Here is a 21,798-nt window from a genome sequence, read left to right on the forward strand (position 1 = left end):
TATTATACCATACTGCAAAGTTAAGAAAGCGGAATGAATATTTTTCTAAATTTTACAATTAAGGGAAGGCCCCTGGCAAGAATCCAAAATGTAAGTGCAAAAAATATACCGTGTAGCTTATAACCTAAGCTATCTAACCAAAAAAGCATGGGTATAAAAACGATAAAGGTCGAGAATAGTAGTACATTTCTTAAAGTTTTCATTTTGCCCAGGCCCTTAAACATACCATCGAAAATAAATGCTAAAGCGCATAAGGGCTGCATGATAAGTATCATCCAAAAAGAGTCATAGAAAAGTGCTAAAACTTCTGGGTCTTTAGAGAAAAGGCGTCCTATTGGATAATAGAAAATAGCACCGACCAGTGCTAGTAATATACCAATAATTAGAGCATATTTAATTAGTTTATTACTTAGTTTAAGAAGTAGGTTATAGGCTTTGCCACCAAATAATTTTCCTGATAGAATATTACCTGCACTAGCATAACCATCTATAAAAAAAGCTGCAAAAAACCATAAATTTATAGCAATGGTATACGTTGCAATATAAGCAGCACCATAACCTGTAGCAAAACGAGTAGCAAAGTAAAGCGTAGTATTAAGAGCCAGTGTTCTAACAAATAGATTAAGGATCATGATGATAAACCTATCGATTTCTTTATTAAAAGGAAAACTTATTTTTAAGGGAATGGATGTTTTTTTAAGTAGGTAATAGGTTGAAAAAGCAGCCATTATTAATTGCGCAATAATACTGGCGTAGGCCGCTCCTTTTATATGCATAGCGGGAATAAAACCCGAAATACCATACACCAGAATAATGTCCAGTATAATATTGGCAGAGGCACCTATAATGGCAATGATCATGGGATAGTAAGTGTTTTGTAAACCTCTAAAGACTCCAAAAACAGCAATAGTAAATAACGTAAAAGGAAATCCGAAAACACGAATTTTATAATAATCGACACTATAGTCTAGAATGGGACCGGAGGCATTGTATAGTTTAAAAATACTTTGAGCAAAAGGAAAGGTCGTTATTATAATCAAAACACTTAGGGATGTAATAATGAAAATAGCCTGTGCAGGCAGGTTTTTTACTTTGTCCAGTTGATTGGCACCAACATATTGCGATACGATAGACGAGATGGCACTTCGTGTTTGTCCTAATACCCAGATCAACATAGATAAGAATGTGGTAACAATGCCCACTGCTGCCAAAGATTCGGTAGCGTTTAAATCTATGTTACCAACTATGGCAGCATCTGTTAATGATAGAATAGGCTCTGATATACCAGAAATAAGTGCTGGTATGGCTAATTTGTTTATATGCTTTAGACTGATATCGGGACTCACAGTATTAATTCATAACAATAAAAAGGATGCTTACTTTGTTTAGGAAAATAAATGTTTCCTAAACGTTTATAGCCACGCTGTTCATAAAATTTTTGATTCCCATGATTTTGAGAAAAGGTATCTAGTCGTACTGAGATATAGTGGTTCTTTGTAGCAAATGTTTCAGCAAAAGTCATAAGTTCTTGCGCATATCCCTTCCCTTGATATGTTGGATGCACGGCCAACCTGTGTATGTAAATATGGTTTGTGTTTTTAGTTAACCATGAAATAGGAATGTATTCTTCATCCATTAAAGTAGAAATGGTCATACAACCAATGATGGTGTTTTCAATTTCTAAAACGTACAATTCGTCACGCTCAACATCTTTTAAAAAAGCTTCTTTGTTGGGGTAATGCTCATTCCATTGATAAATGTTTTTCTCTATCATAGTTACAGCACAAGATTTGGTAATCTCCATAATACGACCAATATCTGAAAGGTTCCCTTTACGAATCATTTAAATGTTATATTTTTGCATAAATATCGTTAAAAATTTAGTCAGTAAACTATATTTATTATGAAGAATATTCTAGTTCCTGTGGGATCATCGAAAAATGCTTTGAGCCATTTGCAATATGCTGTAGATTTTGCTGAAGCTTTAAAGGCAAAACTTTTTATTGTACAGGTGTATAATGTCTATACAAAGGCGGGAACCATGATTAAAGTAGACGATATAATAGAGCGGGAAGGCAAAGCTTTTTTGAAGGATTTGGTCTCTAAGATAGATACTAAAAATGTCGAGGTCGTTACAAAGGTCTTAAAAGGAAAGTTAGTCGACACTCTTGAACTGGTAAGTAAAGCAGCCGATATTGATTTAATTATAGTAGAACCCAGAACGAATTCCATTAGAGATGAGGTGTTTTTAGGGAAAACCTCAGGAAAAATTATAAAGCAAACCCAGATACCTGCATTAATCGTACCTGAAGGATACAAGTTTAAACCATTTAGTAATGTATTATTAGCCATTAAATCTGCCATCATCAAAAAGCATGATGCTTTAGATCCATTATTAAGAATTAAAAACAATTTTCAGGCTACAGTAAATATGTTGTTGGTAAAAACGCCGTATTATAACGAAGGCGATTTTGTGATTGGGCAAAAACTACAAGACACTGTAGATAATACGGCAGAGACAGAGAATGCAACGACGTTTCAGGGGGTATTACAACATTTACAATCTTATAATCCAGACCTGCTTTGTGTGGTTAGGCGTAAAAGAGGTTTTTTTACTAAAAAATGGGAGAAGAATGTCATTTTGAAGAAAGATTTCTCAAGTTTAATACCCGTTTTAGTTTTAAGAGGGTTAAAATAATCGACAGAAATACATAGCTATTGACTAGCATGCAATGTTTTAATTTATTGGTGTCGTCGTATTGCTTTAATTAAACCTTCTTTTTTAAAGATGTGTACACACGGTAGTTTTTGAGCTAGAAATGCTGGCGGTATCATTATTTCGCAATAATACCAATTTGAGCATAAAATAAGACATAATACCAAATAAACTTCAAAATAACAGGTTAAAACCGTTTAGCTCACTATCATTTATTTTTATAAAAGGAGTTCAAGAATCTTCGATTACAATTTCCTTTAAATTTCAATAAAAAACATAACCATAACTAGGCTCAATGTCATTAAGTTAAGGCCGTAATGTCAGTCTGAGCGCAGTCGAAGACCAATTGAAGTTCTAGTTTTTATTAGCATTTCGACTGCGCTCAATGTGACAAATAAAGAACAAATTTCCTTAACTTAATGACATTGAACTAGGCTATGCATTTGTTTTTTATCACATCTAAAGAAAATATAAATCAAATTTATTACCAATCATTTTAAAATTCATTTGGTATAATACCATTTCCCATGTGATATTTTCTGTAGAAAACTGCCTTTTCTCCTTTTTATTTCAGTACTTCGACTTTAGCTGGTCTTTCTATTCCGTTCAGTATAAACCAAAGCGGAAAGGCTCAGCACAAACTTCAAAAAAACCATTTTTATTTACAGCCCAGACCAGTTAGGTTTTAAAAACCTGACTGGTCTAAATATATATGAAAAACAATTGATAAGATGATATTGTTTCTGATTTGAAAAAATAGCTTCGAATGGCATTTTATCTTGGTTTGACTATATGAAGTGGTTTAAACTTTTTATAATTGGCTGCAAAATGCCCTTTTATCCCCACATTTTATCTTTTTATTACTCCGTAGCGATGCTATGCAGTGCAAAAAAGCCTTTATGTGGGAATAAAATCACTATTTTTCGCTTCAATCAAAAAAGTTTAAACCACTTCTATTTTTATTTTACGGTAATTGGTATTAATTCTCGAAAGAACACCAAGCTTGAAAAAAATTGAAAATAAATGCTTAAATATTTTTTATTTAGAATCATTCTTAATTACATTTGTCGAACATATATTATTTAAATTCAGTCTAAATAAAAACAAATCATTAAAAATGAAACAATTAGCAATTTTGCCACTATTAGTGTTAACATTTTCAATGTGTGGAAATGCTCAAAGCAAGAAAAAACAAGATGCAGAAGCCATTAAAAAAATGTGTGGATGCTACGAGGTTACCTTCAATTTTGCAGAAACTTTTAATTACAGTAAAGATTCTCTTTACAAACCATCAAAAACCAAAACAGACAAAGCTTTAGAGTGGGCACAGTTAGTTGAGAACGATAAAAACAAAATTTCGATCCAACACTTACTTCAAGTAGGAGATCCGTCTAAACCGCACATAGTAAAGCACTGGAGACAAGATTGGCTTTTCGAAAACACTAATTTTTATATGTTTAATGGGGATAATACTTGGAACTATGTCTCAAAGCCAAAGGCTGAAGTTAAAGGCCAATGGACTCAAAAAGTATATCAAGTTGATGATAGCCCAAGATATGAAGGTTCTGCAACATGGGTGCATGTAGACGGGAAGAGTTATTGGGAAAATATGACAGATGCTCCGCTTCCAAGAAGGGAATATACCAAGCGCAACGATTACAATATAACGGTTAGGGGCAACCGTCAGGAAATCACTAAAAATGGGTGGGTACATGACCAGGATAATGCGAAGGTGGTTCGCGAAAAAGGAAAAGAAGATATGCTCCTAGCAAGAGAAAAAGGTTATAATACCTATGTAAGAGTTGATGATAGTAGATGCAAAGCTGCGGCAGATTGGTGGGTTAAAAACCAGGAAAAGTGGGCTTTAGTCCGTTCTAAATGGTCTGATGTTTACGGCAGAAATAAAAATTTAGCTTTAGAATCTAAAGTTGAAAATAAATTACTTTATAAATACCTGTTTTCTGAAGATTATACAGAGGCCGATGCCATTAACAAGGTTATAGAATCTTTTGTAATTAAATAAGCCAAAACAAAAATCTACCAAGTCTTAAAAAAGAAAAGCACACGAGTATTATTACTGATAATAAACGGTATCTGTATAGCTTATGGTCAAACGGTTTATCTAAACCGAATTTCCCCAGCAACTTTTGGAACCACATTACGCTATAAATTTTAAACTATATGAAAACTATTAAATGTCTTATAGTATGTCTAATGTTTGTAAATGTTTTACAGGCGCAGTCTGAAAATGTATTTTGGGAAAGAGATTTTTGGAAAACGAATCCGACCATCGAATCCATAGAAGAAAAAATTGAAGAAGGCCATAGCGCTACAGCATTAAATCCTCATGGTTTTGATGCTATCGTTTATGCCATTTTGGAAAAAGCACCAAATAGGGTCATCAAGCACTTACTATCAAAAGAAGGTAATGGGGTTAACAAGCTCACACATGATAAACGAACATATATTTTTTGGGCAGCTTACAAAAATAACATGGAATTAATGACATATCTTATTTCTATGAAAGCCAAAATGGATTTAAAAGATGCCCATCATTTTTCGGTTTTAACATTTGCGGCAGTAGCTGGGATCACTAATCTTGATATCTATGATTTATGTATTAAAAATGGGATAGATATAAAAAGTGATGTAGACGAACATGGGGCAAATGCTTTATTGTTATTGATGCCCCATCTTAAAAATTTTGAAATTGTTGATTATTTTACTGATAAAGGATTAGATCTAGCTAGTGAAGACAATGATGGCAATGGGGTGTTTCATTATACGGCCAAAGCTGGAAATAAAGTCATGCTTGAGAAACTCATTGAAAAAGGTATTTCACATAAACTAAATGATAAAGGAGGAAATGCCATGTTGTTAGCCACTAGAGGGTCAAGAAACGGATACCATTCACTTGACTTTTTTAAATATTTAGAGGGCTTAGGGGTTGATGCCAATATTACTAATAAGGATGGTGTTACACCGCTTCATAATTTGGCGTATGGAAATAAGGATCTTGAAACATTCAATTATTTTATAAGCAAGGCAGTGGACGTAAACCAAATAGATAAAGATGGCAATACGGCACTTATTAACGCTTCTGGAAGAAACTCTATAGGCATTATTAGCAAGCTGGCCGAAGACACAAAAAACATTAACCTTGTTAATAATAATGGACAATCTGCTTTAACTAAATCTATGGGTAATGTGCCCTCAATCATTAGTCTTTTGATTAAAAAAGGAGCAGATGTCCATGTTGTTGATGCTAGAGGAAATAATCTTTCGTATTATTTGATCAAATCATTTCAAGCTAAAAAGCAGGAAGAATTCCATCATAAGGTGAATATATTATCTAACAATGGGTTTGATATTACCACGATTCAAAAAAATGGAAATACCTTGTTTCATTTAGCTGTCGATACCGGTAATATAGATTTATTAAAATATGTGAATACTCTAGGGGTCGATATAAATATTAAAAATAAAGACGGATTAACAGCTTTACATGTGTTGACTATGAAAGAAAAAAACTTAAAGGCTTTGAAATATTTGCTGTCCATAGGAGCTAATAAAGACATCAAAACTAATTTTGGGGAATCTGTTTACGATTTGGCCAAAGAGAACGAATTGTTAAACAAACAAAATATCAATTTTCTAAAATAATATTATGAGAGATAGATTGGCTTTTAAAATGCTTCCCATATTCACGATAGCTCTATTTGTTTTTTTCGGATTTAAAAGTAGGCTTACAAATGAATCGTCTTATAAATGTATGATACAAATGACCAATTATATAGGTGAAGGGGCTTATATAGTTGTTTCATTGTTAAATCCAGATGGCAGCTACGAAAAAACACTTTATGTTCAAGGAGACGATGACGAATGGTATTCTGATATTACCGAATGGTGGAGCTTTCACGGAAAAGTCCGTACAAATATAGACGCCATTACAGGAGCAACTATTAGTGGAGGCGGACGGACGATAAGTGTGATTCAAATAGACGATGATAAGATTGACAAAGGTTGCAAGATCCGTTTTGAGTCGGCCGTTGAAGACCAGGCGTATTATAAGAATGATGTGGAGTTTGAATTAACTTCCGAATCTGTAAAAAGTAAAGTTGAAGGCAATGGTTTTATACGTTATGTGCGTATGATGCCCCAATAATATATCATTAAAATGACCATTTCTATATGGAGATACAGTCATTTAACACTGGCTATATCAGCTTCTATTTTTATCTTATTAGCAGCATTAACAGGTATTATTTTGGCCTTTGAGCCCATTTTAGATCAGCAAAAACCGTATGCTGTTAAAAATGCCCGTGCCCTTTCACTTTCTAAAACCATTGAAAACTTAAAAGGTGCATATGATGAAGTCGTATATATAGAAATGGATAAAAATGATTTTGTAATAGCCTCCGTTTTTACAAAAGAAGGAAAAAATGAAACCTTTTATATAAACCCTTTTACCGCTCAAAAAACAGGCGATATTATTGAAAAAGCGCCCCTTTTTAAATTTGCGACCACTATACATAGATCGTTATTTTTAAAGTCCACAGGGCGCGCTATTGTTGGTTTTGTATCCTTTTTACTGTTTTTAATGGCGATTACGGGCCTGCTTTTAATTGTAAAGCGACAAGGCGGCATAAAACGTTTCTTTTCAAAAACCATTAAAGAAGATTTCGAGCAATATTATCATATTATCATTGGGAGATATACTTTAATCCCGCTTATTATTGTTACCCTTTCAGGTGTATATTTATCCCTGGAAAAGTTTTCGTTATTGCCTTCAAATAAAAACGAACATGTTTTAAATGAAGACGTTTTAACTAAAACTTCAAAATTAAATATTACAGACTTCCCCCTTTTTAAATCAATCACCTTAAATGATATAAAGCATGTTGAATTTCCTTTTTCCGACGCTATTGAGGATTACTTTGTTTTAAAGTTGAAAGACAAAGAATTGCTTGTAAACCAGTACAATGGAAGGGTAGTAAGTGAAAAAAAAGATAGTTTGGTGACCTTGGCTTCTAGTTGGAGTATGGTGTTGCATACAGGGCAAGGTTCCACATTATGGTCTATTGTTTTGTTGTTTACGTGCTTTGCCATCTTGTTTTTTATGTATTCGGGGTTTGCTATGACACTAAACAGAAGAAGCAACAGGATCCAAATTAAAAATAAGTTTAGTAAGGATACTGCCGAATATATTATTCTGGTTGGTTCGGAAACAGGAAGTACCTTCGGGTTTGCCAAAGCTTTGTACCATGCTTTAATTGCGCAAGGAAAGTCGGTTTTTGTTTCAGAATTAAATCATTATTCGAATTATAAAAAAGCAGCACATTTGGTGGTATTTACTTCTACTTATGGAGATGGGGAAGCCCCTACTAATGCAAAGTATTTTGAAAGATTAATTAGTAAGGTTCCTCAGCAAAACACCCTTCAATATTCGGTTGTAGGTTTTGGCTCTTTAGCTTACAAGGGCTTTTGTAAATATGCCATTGTGGTTGATTCTTTATTGCAAGTACATCAAAAATTTATCCCTAGTTTATCACTTTATAAAATAAATAATCAATCTTTTAATGCTTTTAAGGGGTGGGCAGAATTATGGAGCAAAATCAAAGGTTTAAGCCTGAAAATTGAAGAGCCGATAAAAGTGGGCCATTCAAAAAAAGCAAAGTTGTTTAAAGTGGTCTATAGATCTGAAATTAACTCAGACCACTCTTTTTTAATTGAATTAGAGCCTATGCAAAAGGAGACGTTTACCTCTGGAGATTTACTAAGTGTCTATCCTAAAAATGATCCTGTAGAGCGCTTGTATTCCATTGGGAAACTAAATAATAAGATACTGCTAAGTATTAAAAAACATGCCTTTGGTACGTGCTCAAAGTACTTTAGTGAACTTAAGGAAAATGATATTATATCGGCAGATATAAAACAAAATAAAGAATTTCACCTTCCTACATCAGTAAAGGAAGTGGTTATGATTGCTAACGGAACAGGCATTGCCCCTTTTCTGGGAATGATCAATAATGAAAACCGCCATCAAACCAAAAACTATTTATTTTGGGGAGGTCGTACAAAAGATTCCTATAAAATATACGCCAAACAAATTGACAAAGCGTTTTATAACAAAAATGTATCGGGGCTTTATTTAAGTTTTTCGAATGAAGAAAATGAAAAAAAGTATGTTCAGAATACTTTAGAAGAAAAAAACGAACTCATATCCCGTGTTTTGAAAAATGGTGGTACTGTTATGGTTTGTGGTTCTATTGCTATGCGAAATGGTGTTTTGGAAACCCTGGAAAAGATTTCAGCGTCTAAATTAAATATACCGTTGAATATGAATCAAATAAAAATGGATTGTTATTGAATGAACTATTGTATAAGGGAGGTGTCTCTTGAATTTATCTCAAATATAATAGCATCAACGTTTTACTATTTTTCTTTTCTTAGATTGTTTAGAAATGTTAATTTCTTTTTTGAGTGGGGCTTGTCACCATATTCAAAGAAGCCTGTTTTTAAATAAAATTTTAACCGAATTTTCCAGGTGGGTTTTAGCACTTAATTGCATGGATTTGCAAGTAAATGAAACATAGCTTCAATGTTAAAAGATGTGTTGTAAGCGTATAGTATATATTGTAAATAAAGATAAAGGGGGATGTAGCTCAGTTGTCTATAACGCTTGACTGGCAGTCAATTCTAAACACGTTTGCCGTAAATGAGAGTACACCTTACCATATACAAACAAACAGGAAGTTCTTCATTTATCACAATCGGTTTTTGTCAATGGCATTGTAGAAGTGTAACTTATGTTGTTTTTATCAACAAAGGCAGTTCTGTCTTCATTTAATTCGCCATAGCCTTCAATAAGTTGATGGTCTTTTATTAAAAAAGCAACTTCTCTTTTGCTTTCAATGCCTTCAGACATAAAGGTGTACTCTCCAAACAGTGTATCCCCGTTCAGTTTTCCATTCATTCTGTTGCATCCTGCATAGCCCGTAAATGAGTTTGATACTAAATTGATTTTTATTGATGGTAAGTCTTTTTTAAAACTTTCTTTAGCAACTTCATTACCATTCGGTTTTTCCAGAACCTTCTAATTGTTTATGCGAACCATCACAATTCGGTTTTCGTTTTGAAAGTCCGCAAACACAGTCATTCAATCCATAACCATCCATTATTCTTTCCATATTTTTCTCAATTCGAGATATTTTTGTCTTGGGTTGTTTTGGTTTGTCAAAATATAAAAGATAGCCTCGCTGACGTCCAGCAGTCAAGTTCTTGAACGCTTTTTTAAAGTCGGCATTTTCGGAAAAGATTTGTTCCAATTCTTCTGGGACATTAAATTCAGAAGTTTGTTTCTTTTCAACTTTCTTTCCCGATTTTTCAATTCCGATTGCTTCTCGGATGTATTTTTTGATAGTCGGTTCAAGCTCCTCGATTTCGGGTAAGTCGGTAAATCGTATTTGTCTTGCCGATTGTACGTTTTCTGTTTGTTGTATTAAAATGTTTTCAGGGTCTTTGAGTAATACTCCTTTATGAAATAAAATCGCACAGTAATCTTTAAACTCATGAATTAAAACTATATTTTTTCCATTGTCAGTATAGCAAGGATGCATCCATTTAAATTCTTCCTTTAATCCACAATCAAGAATAATTTCACGAAGTTTTTTCAATTCCAACTTCCATTTTTTAAGTCCGTTAAGATATTTATTTATGTCTTCGCTCATTGGTTTTTGAGGTTTTTCCTAAATGTTGCACAACATGTTTATATGGTTTGTTACGTGTTTAAGCACCTAATTTAGCAAATAGAAACCAAATAGAAAATAGAGTGAGGATTTTCGTAAGTAGGCTAGAACCATTCAATTAATTATAGGACACGGTGTTGCCATTAGTACTTTTTTATTTCCATTTCCAATTCAGTTCGTTAACATATTCAGCTCCTAATTCAGTCACACGCTTTTTAAATTCCATTTGATTCTCAATCGAGTGTTTTGGTACAATTAGAGATAAGTCAGTTGTTAATTTAATAAAGAAATGGTTTTTCGTTTCAATCAGTTCTTTTAATTCAGTTCCGTTTATTTTACTTTCAGATGTGAAATCTTTGGCATTCACAGAGTTTTCGTTAAATTCAATTTCCACAGGTTTATTAATGCGATTCTTATAATTTTCTTCCACGTGTTTTTTGAAATGTCTTTCATATCGCCATTTGGAATACAATGGATAAAGAATAAACCACAAAATAGCTGTGATTCCGAAAACTAAAATTCCGATGTAATTTTCATCTCTTTTAGTCAAATAAAACCCGTACAGTAGAAATAGAATTGGGACTAAAACCCGACTGTTTCTACGTCTCTTTTTATGTGTTTCAGATTTTGAAGAAGTGTAAAGCTGATATTCTAAAAAATCAGAATTAGTGAGTTTATAGTTTATAGTCATTTCAGTATGTTGCACAACGATCTCGCTATGAGTAGTTGCGTGGTTTAGTAGTTAATTTTGCAAGTACACACCAAGTTGAAAATTCTGCAAAAATTTTCAAAGTGGTAGAGGACAAGCATTTACTTAGTTATTGGGTAACGTTTTATTTAAATAGTTTCGTATATTCTTTGAATAAATAAATTTTCCCTCTTTTCGCACCAGTTATTTCAGTTAATATTTCTAGTTTTTCTAGTTCTTCAATCAACTTGTAAACGGAAGGTGACGATAAACCTGTCAATTCTTTAGCTTTTTGAGCGTCTATAATTGGTCGTTGGTAAAGATGGTTTAAAATCAATTGTGCATTATATGAGCGACTTCCTAATGTTTGTAGTTTAATTTCAACTTCTTTTTGTAGTTTTAAAATACTATCAAATGTATTTATCCCGTTTTTTGCAGTTTCTATTACTCCAACTAAAAAGAATTTGAACCATTGACTTAAATCATTTTTCTCCCTAACTCTTGTTAGATTGTCATAATACAACATTCTGTTTCTTTCGAAAAAATCAGAAAGATAGAGAATAGGTTTTTTTAATATTCCTTTCTCAACTAAATACAACGTAATCATTAATCTACCAACTCTACCATTACCATCAAGAAAGGGGTGAATTGTTTCAAATTGATAATGTATTAATGCTATTTTAAGTAAATCGGGGAAATATGATTCAATATTATGGGCAAAATTTTCTAAATCACCCATATATTCATTAACACTTGTGTGAATTGGTGGAACAAATGTAGCATCATTGATACTTGCTCCTCCTATCCAGTTTTGACTACTCCTAAACTCTCCAGGAAGTTTATGTTTTCCTCTTACTCCTTGTAGTAGTATTTTATGGGTTTCCCGTATTAATCTAGAGGAAAAAGGTAATTTTTCTAAATTTTTGATAGCAGAATTTAATGCTTCGATATAATTTTGCACTTCTTCCCAATCATCTCTTTTTTCCTCATTTACATCTTCTTTATCTAATAAAGCGTCTTCTATATTTGTTTTTGTTCCTTCAATTTTACTTGATTGAGTTGCTTCTTTTAAAACGTGCATACTGATAAATAAATCGATATTTGGAATGTATTCAGAATACATATCAAGCCTTCCAAGTTGTCTGTCTGCTTGACTTAAAAGAGTTAATACCTCCATATTGTCAATAGTCCATTGTTGATTTATTTTAGTAGGCTGAAAGCTTCTATGAGTTCCTAGGTTTATATAATTACCAGATTTGAATGTTTTCATTTTTCATTTAAGTATAACTTAAACAAAGATACCTCTTAATTAATAATATTGCAAAAATATTAAATAAGAGGAGATGTAAATTAAGAATACGCTTAAATTATTAATTAACGAAAGGTGCTATTTAATGTTGCCAACGGAATACGTATAACCGTCAGTTACCGGTTAAATTAGTGATTATTTTTGGTTTGACACTTACTTTAGCAATTCCGAGTGGATTGGGATGTAGTCGAATCTGCCGTAATTGCGGTTATACATTGTGCCTGTTGCACAATTCCTTGATAAATATAGAGAAAATTCATATTTAAAATATTTTTAACTGGTGGTGGAATTTAGTGGTGGGTTTTTGCACAGTTCTTCCTAAAGGGCGCGTCTTTGTAGCTATAACTCTATTTTTAATACTTGATTGTTAAGTAATCAAGAGTCTTGGCTGTATTTCTTTATTCTTTTTCCATTTGAGAACCTATAAAAGGTATTCTCGGTGCTAAAAAATACCCTGTCAAACTCGCAAATAATATTGGGATGAAATGTCCGAAGCCTGTCAAAGTAGCAAGTAAAATGGTTGTACTCATTGGGGTTCTAGTTACACAAGCGTTAATTGCAGCCATGCAGCTAACAATGGCTAAAGTCAAGTTAATGGTTGGAAATAATTGATGGATTATTAGTCCTAAAGTCGCACCTACGAAAAACAAAGGAATAATAAAACCGCCCCTCCAACCTGATGTTACGGTTATTGAAATGGCGATTATCTTAAAGACCAAAATGGCAAATAATAAAGTCAAAGGAAAGTTTCCTGAAAGCAGCTCGTTAATTTCGTGATGTCCGAAGTATCGGGTTAATGGAAAGTAGAGTGCTATTGTACCAAGTAGAATTCCTCCAATTAGCGTTTTAATATAAATGGGAATTGGTCTTTTCTCGAAAACTGATTTGAAAAATTTGGTACAAAAAATAAATGCCCAACCAAAAACGGCTCCAATAATTGCGAACAGAACTGCATAAGCAAAATCAAAAATTCCTGAATATTCATACGCAGATAAATCCCAAACGGGACCAAGTCCCAAGTGGATGATTAAAGCAAATACCAAATAGCTAAAGCAACTTGCAACAAACGCAGGAATTATGGCTTTGTAATACTCAACTGCATGCTTATGGTGAAGTATTTCTAATGAAAAGAGGCTACCCCCCAAAGGTGCTCCAAATAAGGCGGTAAACCCCGAAGCCATTCCAGCTATACTTAATGACCGTAATTCTTCGCCTTTAAGCCGAAACAATTTTCCTATCCAAGTACCTGTTGAGCCTGTCACTTGTACCAATGGCGCTTCTGGCCCGAGACTTCCACCTGATGCGACGCATAATAATGATGAAAGTATCATTGAGGGATTGTTTTTAGGGTCAAGTTTTCCTTTATTAAATCGGATGTTGTTTACAATTAAATGTATTTCTCCCGGGTCTCCTATGAAATGAATTATCAAACCTGCTAAAAGTCCGCAAATTGCCATTACAGGAATGACTTGCCAACCACTAAAAAAGGCTAATTGATGAGTGAGAAACCCAAGTCCAATCCAATAAATTCCTGCTATTACACCACCGATTAATCCAAGTAAAGCCCATAACAAAAAAGTCCGATTGAAAACGAATGGGTTGAATCGGACAGGTTGGTCTAAAATGTTTAAATACGTTACTAATTTTCTTCTTCGTTTTAATTTCACTTTATTGGTTCTGTTTACAACGATTTGTATATCTTGAAAAGTAGCGGATTTATAGCACTATCTTTTTGGAAGGCAAGATACTGAATTAAAGGAAAAAGTGGTTCAGATTAGCACTTAAACCACTATTTTTATATACGTCTTGTTTTTCTGTTCAGCTTGGTTTTTAGCATTGGCAAAGACATACTCTTTTGCGATTTTTGGCGTAGTTTTGGTTTTTCAGTAATACTTTTTCCGCAACCAAAAGGAAACTCGAACCAATAAAATTAATGCAGGAACTTCTACTAACGGACCAATTACTCCTGCAAATGCTTGTCCTGAATTCAGTCCGAAAACTGCAATGGCAACTGCTATTGCTAATTCAAAATTATTTCCGGCCGCTGTAAAGGCTACTGAGGCTGTTTTGTCATATTCTGATCCTGTTGCTTTGGTAACAAAAAATCCAATAATAAACATTAAGGTAAAATAGATTAGTAAAGGCACTGCAATAATCACAACGTCCATTGGGATTTCTACAATCAATTCCCCTTTCAGCGAGAACATAACAATAATGGTAAATAACAGAGCAATTAAAGTTATTGGCGAAATTGTTGGAATGAATTTATTTGTATACCAATCTTCGCCTTTTAGTTTTACCAATATTAATCTGCTTAAAATTCCCAATAAGAAAGGAATACCTAAATAAATGGCTACACTTTCTGCAATTGTGCTGATTGAAATATCTACAATAGCGCCTTCAAAACCAAAATAGGGCGGAAGTACTGTTATAAAAATCCAAGCATAAAAGCTGTACGCAAAAACTTGGAAAACACTATTTAAAGCAACCAAACCAGCTCCATACTCGCTACTTCCTTCCGCTAGGTCGTTCCACACCAAAACCATGGCGATACACCGAGCCAAACCAATTAAAATGAGTCCGACCATATATTCTGGATAATCTCTTAAAAATGTAATTGCCAAAACAAACATTAAAACAGGACCAATTATCCAATTAAGAATAAGTGAAATAGAAAGGATTTTTGTGTTTCTAAAAACCTTTGGCAATAATGAATAATTGACTTTTGCCAAAGGTGGATACATCATTAAAATCAAACCGATTGCAATCGGAATATTTGTTGTTCCGCTATTGAATGAGTTTATAATATTTGGGAATGTTGGAATAAAATAACCAAGTCCAACACCAAAAGCCATTGCGACAAATATCCACAAAGTTAGATTTCTGTCAAGAAAACTTAATTTTTTTGTTGCCATTTTTTATGAATTTATTTGAGAGAAAACGTAGAATAATTCTGTTGCAATTTGCAGACTTCTTTCCATGTATTTTTCTGCTTGTTGTGGCGTATTGTCAAATACTTTTGGGTCTTCAAAAGTTATTGGGATACGTTTTTCTGCACCTACAATAAATGGACAACCATCATCAGCTTGTGAGCAAGTCATAATTGCTGCAAATTCAGATTTTGGGTTAAAGTCGTCATCTAACTTTTTTGAAAATCCTATTATTGGATGCTCGTTGTCAGCATATTTAATACTGTAAACAGGATTCTCGTTTTTTGAAATCGTTTTAATCTGAAAACCAGACTTTTTCAACGTCTCGGCAACCATTGGAAAAAGTGCTGTTGCCTCTGTTCCGCCCGAATAACAAAACACGTTGTTAATATTGAAGTAATTTGCCATTGTTTGTGCCCAAACTTGCGACAAATGACTTCTTCGTGAGTTGTGGGTACAGATAAAGTTGATTCTAATTTCTTGATTATTTGAAATTTTGGACTGGATAAAATCAATTAGCGGTTGTAAAACTTCTCTACGCTCATTTGAAATAGTTTTAGGATTAAATTCTTTGATTAAATTTTCTATTTCTAAAAATAGAGTTGGTTTTGTTGTTGTCATTTTTTATAAATTTAAATTGATTTTAGCAACAATTTCCATCTGGTGAACAACAAGGTTCATCATTCAAGGTGGATAGTTCTACTTTTGTCTTTTCAACTGGAATTCCGCATTTGTCCTTTGCCAAACAGTCGGTTTTTTTATTAGTTAACAAGAAATTTTTTCCGTCAAAATCAAGACCGAATTTTCCAATCGTTTCTGATTGATATTCTATTTCAATTTCTAAATCATCTATTTTCAAAACTTTTTCAGAAAGTTCAATGATATTCAGTAGTTTTTCTGGATGTAACCTGTGGTCATAATCGTTTGCATTCCAAAGTTGGAAGTTTACAACTTCTTCGTTTCTTTCAGTTCCACCACAATCAATAAAATGCTTTGTGATTTTACCAACTTCTGTAACGTGAAAGTGGTTTGGTACTAATTCCCCATTTGGTAATTTAAAACCTATAGTGCCCAACTCTTTTAATGCTAATTTTACTTGTGATAATTTCATAGTGATTATTTATTTTTTGTTCCGAACAAGTTATTGATGCGTGTAGCAAGATAAAGCATTTCCCTTGCTATACTTTCTGTATTGGAAAAGGTAATTACGATGGTGTTTTTATGTTTCATAACTCCTTCTACTATTACAATTTCAATAGCATCTGATTTTGGATTCAAACTTTGTAAAGATTTAGGATATATACTCCAAGAACCAGAACCATATTTAATCTTAAGAGATTTTGAAGAATTGTTTATCACCTTAAAACCAAATTGCTTTAAATCGTTTAGATTTAAAATGGTATTAGGGTTATTTTTTGTACCAGCCGATTGGATATTGCTCATTTGCTGATGCCCATAATACAACAAACCTGTATTTAACCATATCATAGCTAATTGGCTCGCTTCACTATTGTTTTCGTCAACAATTATTACATCTACTGTGTTGATACCATCGTACTGTTTAAATAATTTGAAAGCTATTTGGTCTAATACCATCAACCTATCATTAGGGATTGATGTAAATGTCTCTCCAATTTCAACAACCGATTTTTCAATCTTTTGGTTTATGGATTGTGCTTTGAATGATTGAATGCCCAATATAGAAATGAGCATTAGAGAAAGGATTTTTTTTGTTTTCATTACATTAGGTTTATATTAATTTATCGCAATAAAACGATTAATGATATCAAATTTTTTTTTAGCAGCATTCATTGGGTGTCTGTATGTTTTGATTGAAGAATTGCATCATCATCTGTTTCATCCCTTCCCAGTTTTCTTTATCAATACAGTAACAAACGCTCGTGCCTTCAACATTACCTTTTATCAATCCAAGATTTCTCAACTCCTTTAAATGTTGTGATATGGTGGGCTGTGCTAAACCAATATCATCTACCAAATTTCCACAATAACAGCTATCCATTTTAAATAGCTGTTGCAAAATAGCAACACGTGCAGGATGTGCAAATGCTTTTGCAAACAGAGCTATATCATTCTGCGCATCGGTAAATATTTCTGATTTGGTTAAACCCATTCTAACATATTATTTAATTGCAATATTACGATTAATATATATATGTTCAAAATTTTTTTAGTAAAGTCCAAAAAAACTGCTCTTTTTTTAAGTGTTGGCGTTTTGTGGTGAAAAAAAATAAATGTACAATTTGTGCGGCTGGTTTTTAGCTTGTAGGTAAGGTTATGTATTTAGATAAGTGCGTATTTGTGAGCGAAGATTTTGCTTCGTCTGTTCGCTTCGCCCACGCTTGAAGGAAAATTAGAAGCTAGCAAACGAGCAATTAACTTTGGTTTAGCTAAAACTAGCAATTTTTTGTATACTTTATTGTTGGTAGGTGTACTTTTATTATTCTTTACAAATAGAGCAATTAGATTCCCCAATTAACTTACCATTTTTATCAAACTCATATTTGCAACATTTGTTAAATTTTTTCTTTAAAATGTCTTTAGCTCTTTTAATTCTTGCTTTTACGTTTTCAAGACTGATTTCTAATTCTGTTGCAACCTCTTTTTGTTTTTGCCCTTTTATATAAATCAATTCAATTACTTGTATGTAAATTTCGGGTAAATCATTTATGAATTTATCAAAGCAACATATGTGTTGATATTTTTTTAAAGAAATTTCTTTATTTACACTCAAATTTTCTACATAAATGGATTCTTTATTAAAGTAATTAACTATTTCGTTACGGGCAATTTGAAAAATCCACGCTCTTACTTTTTCTTCATTTTTGAGCTTTGATAAATTAGTATGGATTTTCAAGAATGTATTTTGAAAAATATCGTTTGTAACGTCTTTATTTTTTACTTTTTTGAGAATGAAGAAATATAAATCTTCATTGAAATTACTCCATATCTTTTGAGTTTCCATAATCAAAAATAGATAAAGGTCTGTTTATAAACAGACCTTTAGCAACAAGTGCATTTATTACATTCGCATTTATCACAAGGACAATTGCTTTTTAAACACTTTTCACAATTACATTTGGTGCAGTCGCAATTAGTGCATTTACAATTATTCATAATTTTACAATTTTATGGTTCATTAAGTAGACTAATAAACATCATAAAAGATACATTTTTTGTTTTTTTATATGCCTAGTACCGAGTATTTTTTATATACTGATTTATTGTGTGCAGGCTTTCTGTTTTCAATTTATTTTTTATTCAGCCCTTTACTCTTAAAAACCCTAGTCAATCCACTATTTGTTGGATATTTTCTATGTTTTGTCACATTGTTAAAAATCAGGGCGATAATAAATAATATCAAGCATCCGGTTAAAACAGGTGAAATTATATAAAAATAGCCCAAAACCTTTATCTTTTCAGTTCCAATGACTGCGATAAGTGCAGTTGCTCCACCGGGCGGATGTAAGGTTTTAGTAATTTGCATAGCAATAATTGAAGTTGCTACTGCAAGTGGTGCTGCAGTCCAAATTATATTTGGACCAAATTTAAAAATGGTTACTCCAATCAACGCTGAAATTAATTGTCCACCTATAAAATTCCGTGGCTGTACTAATGGACTTTGTATTGCGCCAAAAATAAGTACACTTGAAGCTCTGAAGGAACCAATCAAAAATATGCTTTCCAATTCAGGCAAATAGAAAGATTGAATAAACGCAATTAGTCCAATCCCAAAAAATGCTCCAATAAAAGACCAAAAATGTTCTCTAAAGTCGATTAATATCTCTTTATAAATTACATATCTTGAAACCCTTACATTTCTATTGATTTTTTTTTCTTATTTTTTCGCTTTTTCGCTTTCCTGTTCCGTACACTTAAATTTTCAAATTGGTTTGACTTCTAATACTGCGAAAATACCTTTAAATTTTCACTTTTGTTTACCTTCGTTCTTGGTATTGCAGTTGTTGTATTATACCAAATGAATTTCAAAATAACCGTAAAAATTTTGAATTATTTTTAGATCAGATAAAAAAGAAAATCTAAGCATAGCATTCGTTACGGTTATATACCCAGTCAAGCTGAGCACATGTTTTATATTGAAATAAGAGCTAAAAAGAAATCGAAGATTCATGAACACCTATTTTTAAAATGAAAGATAGTGAACTAAACAAACATTATAGGTTGTTTTGATGTTTATTTGGTATTAGATTATAAAAACTATTGAAAAATAAAAAACGCCCTTAAAATGGGCGTTTTAGTATCATGTTTTTGAAAAATTATAGGGTTGCGCAACGGCTACCGGTGTTACCACACGTTATTTCTCGTTTAATTGTTTTTCCAAAGTTTCAATTTGAGAAGGACCACTAATATATTTCTTGATAATGTTCCCGTTTCCATCAGTCAAGATATGCCAAGGTATACCGAATGCATCTTTACCTCGTAGGTTGTGTAAATCAGTATTTAATAACTTATTTGCCCGAATATGATATCCCTCCAATTCATAGTAATTAATCATTTCTCGCCATTTCTTCTCTCGGCTCTCTTTATCTATAGAAATATAAACCACAGTCACGTCTTTTGATTTTAAAAATTTATACAATTCAGCATTATATTGAAACTCTTTCTTGCACGGGCCACACCAAGTTGCCCATATATCCACATAAATACGATTTGCGTTTAAACCTTTCACGACTTCTTTTAATGAGTTTATATTACTAAAATCGTCAATGAATTTTATTTTCTCGTTCAATGAATCACTTTGCTTTTTATGAAATGCAATAATCGGTATAATTTCGGGCTCTATAAATTGACTGTACTGACTTGTAGGATATTCATTTTTAAATTGTTGAAAAAGTGATATCAATTCTTTTTCATAATTTTTATTGATTGCTTCATAATATATATATGCGGCATAATAATATTCTAATTGTTTGTCTGATAAGTATTGCTTTGCTTTTTCAATATTATGTGTGTGAACTGAATCTTTTTGCCTAATATTTGATAATTTTTCTATTGCAATCGACTCTTTTATAAGTTCATTATACCGCAAATAATTCTCTGTGTAATAATAAAACCAAGGTGATTTTAACAGCTCGGTATTAGATATGGGTTGTGATTTAAAAATCCTTTCCCATAATGCACTGAACTCTTCTTTATTTAATGTGTTACGTCCACTTTCACTTAAAAGATAGTTTACAAAAGCAACACTGCCTTGGATGCCACTGAAAAAATATTCTCGGTCTGTACTAACTAACTTATAGAAACTTTCAGAGATAACTTTTTTTTCTAGTAATTTTTTAAATTTCAATATTTCAGCTTCCTTCCTTTCGTCAATCTTTTGAATTATTTCTGATTCAATACTGTCTTTCATATATATCTTTGATTCCAATTCAAAATGTCCACCAGCAATCATACTCCGATTTTCAATCTGATTATACAATTCTTGACCATCCTTATTGTTGCTCTTCACTCTAAATGTGTTTTTTTTACCTTCGGTATTAATAAGAACGTCATATTCCATTCCAGGTTCTGCAATCACAGTTCCATAAGCTTTGTAGTCGTTTGACAGTTCAATAAAGCAAGGTTCGTCAATCATTAGTTTTATCTGAAAATTACCTAAAGAATCTGTATTGGTGGTATCTTTAAATCCAAAAAAGCTAATGCCATTTATAGGAGCGGTATATTCAATGATATCGGGAATTTTTCCTGTTATTTTTCCTGTGATAATGATTTCTTTTTCACTTTGGTTTTTCTGGCAGCTTATAAGACCTAATAGTAGAACTATTGTAGTTATTTGAAATCGTTTCATTTTTTTGTTTTAATGTGTGGTAACTCGTTATATGCTAACCAAATGTTGGTTTATTAAGACTAATATAACCCTTTTTGTAATTAAATTCGTGTTTAAATATTTTTAACTGGTGGTGGAATTTAGTGGTGGGTTTTTGCACTTAAATGTATATATTTGCATCGCTTTGCAGGTAAATGCAACATAGCTTAAATGTTATAAAACGTGTTGTAAGCGTGTATATACTGTAAACAAAGATAATGGGGATGTAGCTCAGTTGGCTAGAGCGCTTGACTGGCAGTCAAGAGGTCGTCGGTTCGAATCCGATCTTCTCCACTTATAAAGACAGTTACAAATTTTTGTAACTGTCTTTTTTATACGTAGCACGCTTATAGCGTGTTTTTTATTCAATATTATTCCCCCGCTAGCGCTCGTCTGCGACGAGTGCCGAACCAGTTGTATCATCCTAAAATAACTAAATTTTTAGGCGCATTCAGAAAATAGCATCCTTAATTAAATTTTGATGCTATTTTTTGTTTTTAATTCTTCCATTTGATAATTTTCATTTGATTAGCGAGGAAAAAGAGAATTAAAAACACAAAAG

The 21,798-nt window shown here is 32.5% G+C and carries 20 protein-coding genes and 1 tRNA gene; 6 read left to right on the forward strand and 15 right to left on the reverse strand.

The features are described 5' to 3' along the window. Positions 1-20 precede the first annotated feature (20 nt). Entirely contained in the window at positions 21-1,346 is a 1,326-nt protein-coding gene (locus PQO00_RS08770) for an MATE family efflux transporter (protein ID WP_274184466.1), read from the reverse strand. Continuing rightward, entirely contained in the window at positions 1,343-1,843 is a 501-nt protein-coding gene (locus tag PQO00_RS08775) for a GNAT family N-acetyltransferase (protein WP_274184467.1), read from the reverse strand. The genes PQO00_RS08770 and PQO00_RS08775 overlap by 4 nt, the downstream gene beginning before the upstream one ends. A gap of 60 nt (positions 1,844-1,903) precedes the next feature. Here PQO00_RS08775 and PQO00_RS08780 point away from each other — a divergent pair, with 60 nt between their 5' ends. The 5 genes from PQO00_RS08780 to PQO00_RS08800 all read left to right on the forward strand — a co-directional run bounded on the left by PQO00_RS08780 (position 1,904) and on the right by PQO00_RS08800 (position 9,086). Further along, the gene (locus PQO00_RS08780; protein ID WP_274184468.1) at positions 1,904-2,698 is read left to right on the forward strand and encodes a universal stress protein; all 795 of its coding nucleotides are present in this window, start codon (positions 1,904-1,906) and stop codon (positions 2,696-2,698) included. A 1,135-nt stretch (positions 2,699-3,833) separates the two neighbouring features. Beyond that, positions 3,834-4,739: a DUF6607 family protein gene (locus tag PQO00_RS08785; protein WP_274184469.1), complete on the forward strand. Its 906-nt coding sequence runs from the start codon at positions 3,834-3,836 to the stop codon at positions 4,737-4,739. A 158-nt stretch (positions 4,740-4,897) separates the two neighbouring features. After that, a complete protein-coding gene (locus PQO00_RS08790) occupies positions 4,898-6,379 on the forward strand; it encodes an ankyrin repeat domain-containing protein (protein ID WP_274184470.1) in 1,482 nt (493 codons plus the stop codon). A gap of 4 nt (positions 6,380-6,383) precedes the next feature. Beyond that, on the forward strand, positions 6,384-6,881 hold the full coding sequence (locus PQO00_RS08795) for a DUF2271 domain-containing protein (protein ID WP_274184471.1): 498 nt from the start codon (positions 6,384-6,386) through the stop codon (positions 6,879-6,881). Between the two features lie 12 nt (positions 6,882-6,893). Beyond that, a complete protein-coding gene (locus tag PQO00_RS08800) occupies positions 6,894-9,086 on the forward strand; it encodes a PepSY domain-containing protein (protein ID WP_274184472.1) in 2,193 nt (730 codons plus the stop codon). A gap of 390 nt (positions 9,087-9,476) precedes the next feature. Here PQO00_RS08800 and PQO00_RS08805 read toward each other — a convergent pair whose 3' ends face one another. From PQO00_RS08805 to PQO00_RS08865, 13 genes are all read right to left on the reverse strand, one after another. Further along, positions 9,477-9,692, reverse strand: a complete 216-nt coding sequence (locus PQO00_RS08805) for a hypothetical protein (protein WP_274184473.1) — start codon at positions 9,690-9,692, stop codon at positions 9,477-9,479. A 94-nt stretch (positions 9,693-9,786) separates the two neighbouring features. Then, positions 9,787-10,446, reverse strand: a complete 660-nt coding sequence (locus PQO00_RS08810) for a DUF1801 domain-containing protein (RefSeq protein ID WP_274184474.1) — start codon at positions 10,444-10,446, stop codon at positions 9,787-9,789. A 172-nt stretch (positions 10,447-10,618) separates the two neighbouring features. Continuing rightward, entirely contained in the window at positions 10,619-11,170 is a 552-nt protein-coding gene (locus PQO00_RS08815; RefSeq protein WP_274184475.1) for a YcxB family protein, read from the reverse strand. A 127-nt stretch (positions 11,171-11,297) separates the two neighbouring features. Further along, entirely contained in the window at positions 11,298-12,422 is a 1,125-nt protein-coding gene (locus PQO00_RS08820) for a Fic family protein (RefSeq protein WP_274184476.1), read from the reverse strand. A gap of 437 nt (positions 12,423-12,859) precedes the next feature. After that, positions 12,860-14,128 carry a chloride channel protein gene (locus tag PQO00_RS08825; protein WP_274184477.1) on the reverse strand — a complete coding sequence of 423 codons (1,269 nt, stop codon included), beginning with the start codon at positions 14,126-14,128 and terminating at the stop codon, positions 12,860-12,862. A gap of 216 nt (positions 14,129-14,344) precedes the next feature. Further along, positions 14,345-15,376, reverse strand: coding sequence for an ACR3 family arsenite efflux transporter (gene arsB / locus PQO00_RS08830; protein ID WP_274184478.1), 1,032 nt, complete (start codon positions 15,374-15,376; stop codon positions 14,345-14,347). Positions 15,377-15,379: 3 nt separating this feature from the next. After that, entirely contained in the window at positions 15,380-16,012 is a 633-nt protein-coding gene (locus PQO00_RS08835; RefSeq protein WP_274184479.1) for a low molecular weight phosphatase family protein, read from the reverse strand. A gap of 22 nt (positions 16,013-16,034) precedes the next feature. After that, a complete protein-coding gene (locus PQO00_RS08840; RefSeq protein WP_274184480.1) occupies positions 16,035-16,502 on the reverse strand; it encodes a DUF6428 family protein in 468 nt (155 codons plus the stop codon). A 5-nt stretch (positions 16,503-16,507) separates the two neighbouring features. Next, positions 16,508-17,131: a hypothetical protein gene (locus tag PQO00_RS08845; protein WP_274184481.1), complete on the reverse strand. Its 624-nt coding sequence runs from the start codon at positions 17,129-17,131 to the stop codon at positions 16,508-16,510. A gap of 58 nt (positions 17,132-17,189) precedes the next feature. Then, positions 17,190-17,522: a helix-turn-helix transcriptional regulator gene (locus PQO00_RS08850; RefSeq protein ID WP_274184482.1), complete on the reverse strand. Its 333-nt coding sequence runs from the start codon at positions 17,520-17,522 to the stop codon at positions 17,190-17,192. Between the two features lie 327 nt (positions 17,523-17,849). After that, positions 17,850-18,374, reverse strand: a complete 525-nt coding sequence (locus tag PQO00_RS08855) for a sigma-70 family RNA polymerase sigma factor (protein WP_274184483.1) — start codon at positions 18,372-18,374, stop codon at positions 17,850-17,852. A 285-nt stretch (positions 18,375-18,659) separates the two neighbouring features. Next, a complete protein-coding gene (locus tag PQO00_RS08860; RefSeq protein ID WP_337992830.1) occupies positions 18,660-19,097 on the reverse strand; it encodes an HPP family protein in 438 nt (145 codons plus the stop codon). Between the two features lie 627 nt (positions 19,098-19,724). Then, complete coding sequence (locus PQO00_RS08865) at positions 19,725-21,218, reverse strand: TlpA disulfide reductase family protein (protein WP_274184484.1); 1,494 nt, start codon at positions 21,216-21,218, stop codon at positions 19,725-19,727. A 238-nt stretch (positions 21,219-21,456) separates the two neighbouring features. On the opposite strand from PQO00_RS08865, the gene PQO00_RS08870 reads away from it, so the two are divergent. Continuing rightward, positions 21,457-21,530, forward strand: a tRNA-Ala gene (locus PQO00_RS08870). Positions 21,531-21,798: the final 268 nt, after the last annotated feature.

Source organism: Flavivirga sp. 57AJ16 (genome assembly GCF_028736925.1).
GTDB lineage: Bacteria > Bacteroidota > Bacteroidia > Flavobacteriales > Flavobacteriaceae > Flavivirga.

Excerpts from the sequence above, each read along its gene's own strand:
- PQO00_RS08785 (WP_274184469.1), top strand. The coding sequence starts at position 3,834 with ATGAAACAATTAGCAATTTTGCCACTATTAGTGTTAACATTTTCAATG.
- PQO00_RS08780 (WP_274184468.1), top strand. The coding sequence starts at position 1,904 with ATGAAGAATATTCTAGTTCCTGTGGGATCATCGAAAAATGCTTTGAGC.
- PQO00_RS08775 (WP_274184467.1), bottom strand. The coding sequence starts at position 1,843 with ATGATTCGTAAAGGGAACCTTTCAGATATTGGTCGTATTATGGAGATT.
- PQO00_RS08790 (WP_274184470.1), top strand. The coding sequence starts at position 4,898 with ATGAAAACTATTAAATGTCTTATAGTATGTCTAATGTTTGTAAATGTT.
- PQO00_RS08835 (WP_274184479.1), bottom strand. The coding sequence starts at position 16,012 with ATGACAACAACAAAACCAACTCTATTTTTAGAAATAGAAAATTTAATC.
- PQO00_RS08820 (WP_274184476.1), bottom strand. The coding sequence starts at position 12,422 with ATGAAAACATTCAAATCTGGTAATTATATAAACCTAGGAACTCATAGA.
- PQO00_RS08845 (WP_274184481.1), bottom strand. The coding sequence starts at position 17,131 with ATGAAAACAAAAAAAATCCTTTCTCTAATGCTCATTTCTATATTGGGC.
- PQO00_RS08810 (WP_274184474.1), bottom strand. The coding sequence starts at position 10,446 with ATGAGCGAAGACATAAATAAATATCTTAACGGACTTAAAAAATGGAAG.
- PQO00_RS08850 (WP_274184482.1), bottom strand. The coding sequence starts at position 17,522 with ATGGGTTTAACCAAATCAGAAATATTTACCGATGCGCAGAATGATATA.
- PQO00_RS08840 (WP_274184480.1), bottom strand. The coding sequence starts at position 16,502 with ATGAAATTATCACAAGTAAAATTAGCATTAAAAGAGTTGGGCACTATA.
- arsB (WP_274184478.1), bottom strand. The coding sequence starts at position 15,376 with ATGGCAACAAAAAAATTAAGTTTTCTTGACAGAAATCTAACTTTGTGG.
- PQO00_RS08855 (WP_274184483.1), bottom strand. The coding sequence starts at position 18,374 with ATGGAAACTCAAAAGATATGGAGTAATTTCAATGAAGATTTATATTTC.
- PQO00_RS08865 (WP_274184484.1), bottom strand. The coding sequence starts at position 21,218 with ATGAAACGATTTCAAATAACTACAATAGTTCTACTATTAGGTCTTATA.
- PQO00_RS08800 (WP_274184472.1), top strand. The coding sequence starts at position 6,894 with ATGACCATTTCTATATGGAGATACAGTCATTTAACACTGGCTATATCA.
- PQO00_RS08805 (WP_274184473.1), bottom strand. The coding sequence starts at position 9,692 with ATGAATGGAAAACTGAACGGGGATACACTGTTTGGAGAGTACACCTTT.
- PQO00_RS08795 (WP_274184471.1), top strand. The coding sequence starts at position 6,384 with ATGAGAGATAGATTGGCTTTTAAAATGCTTCCCATATTCACGATAGCT.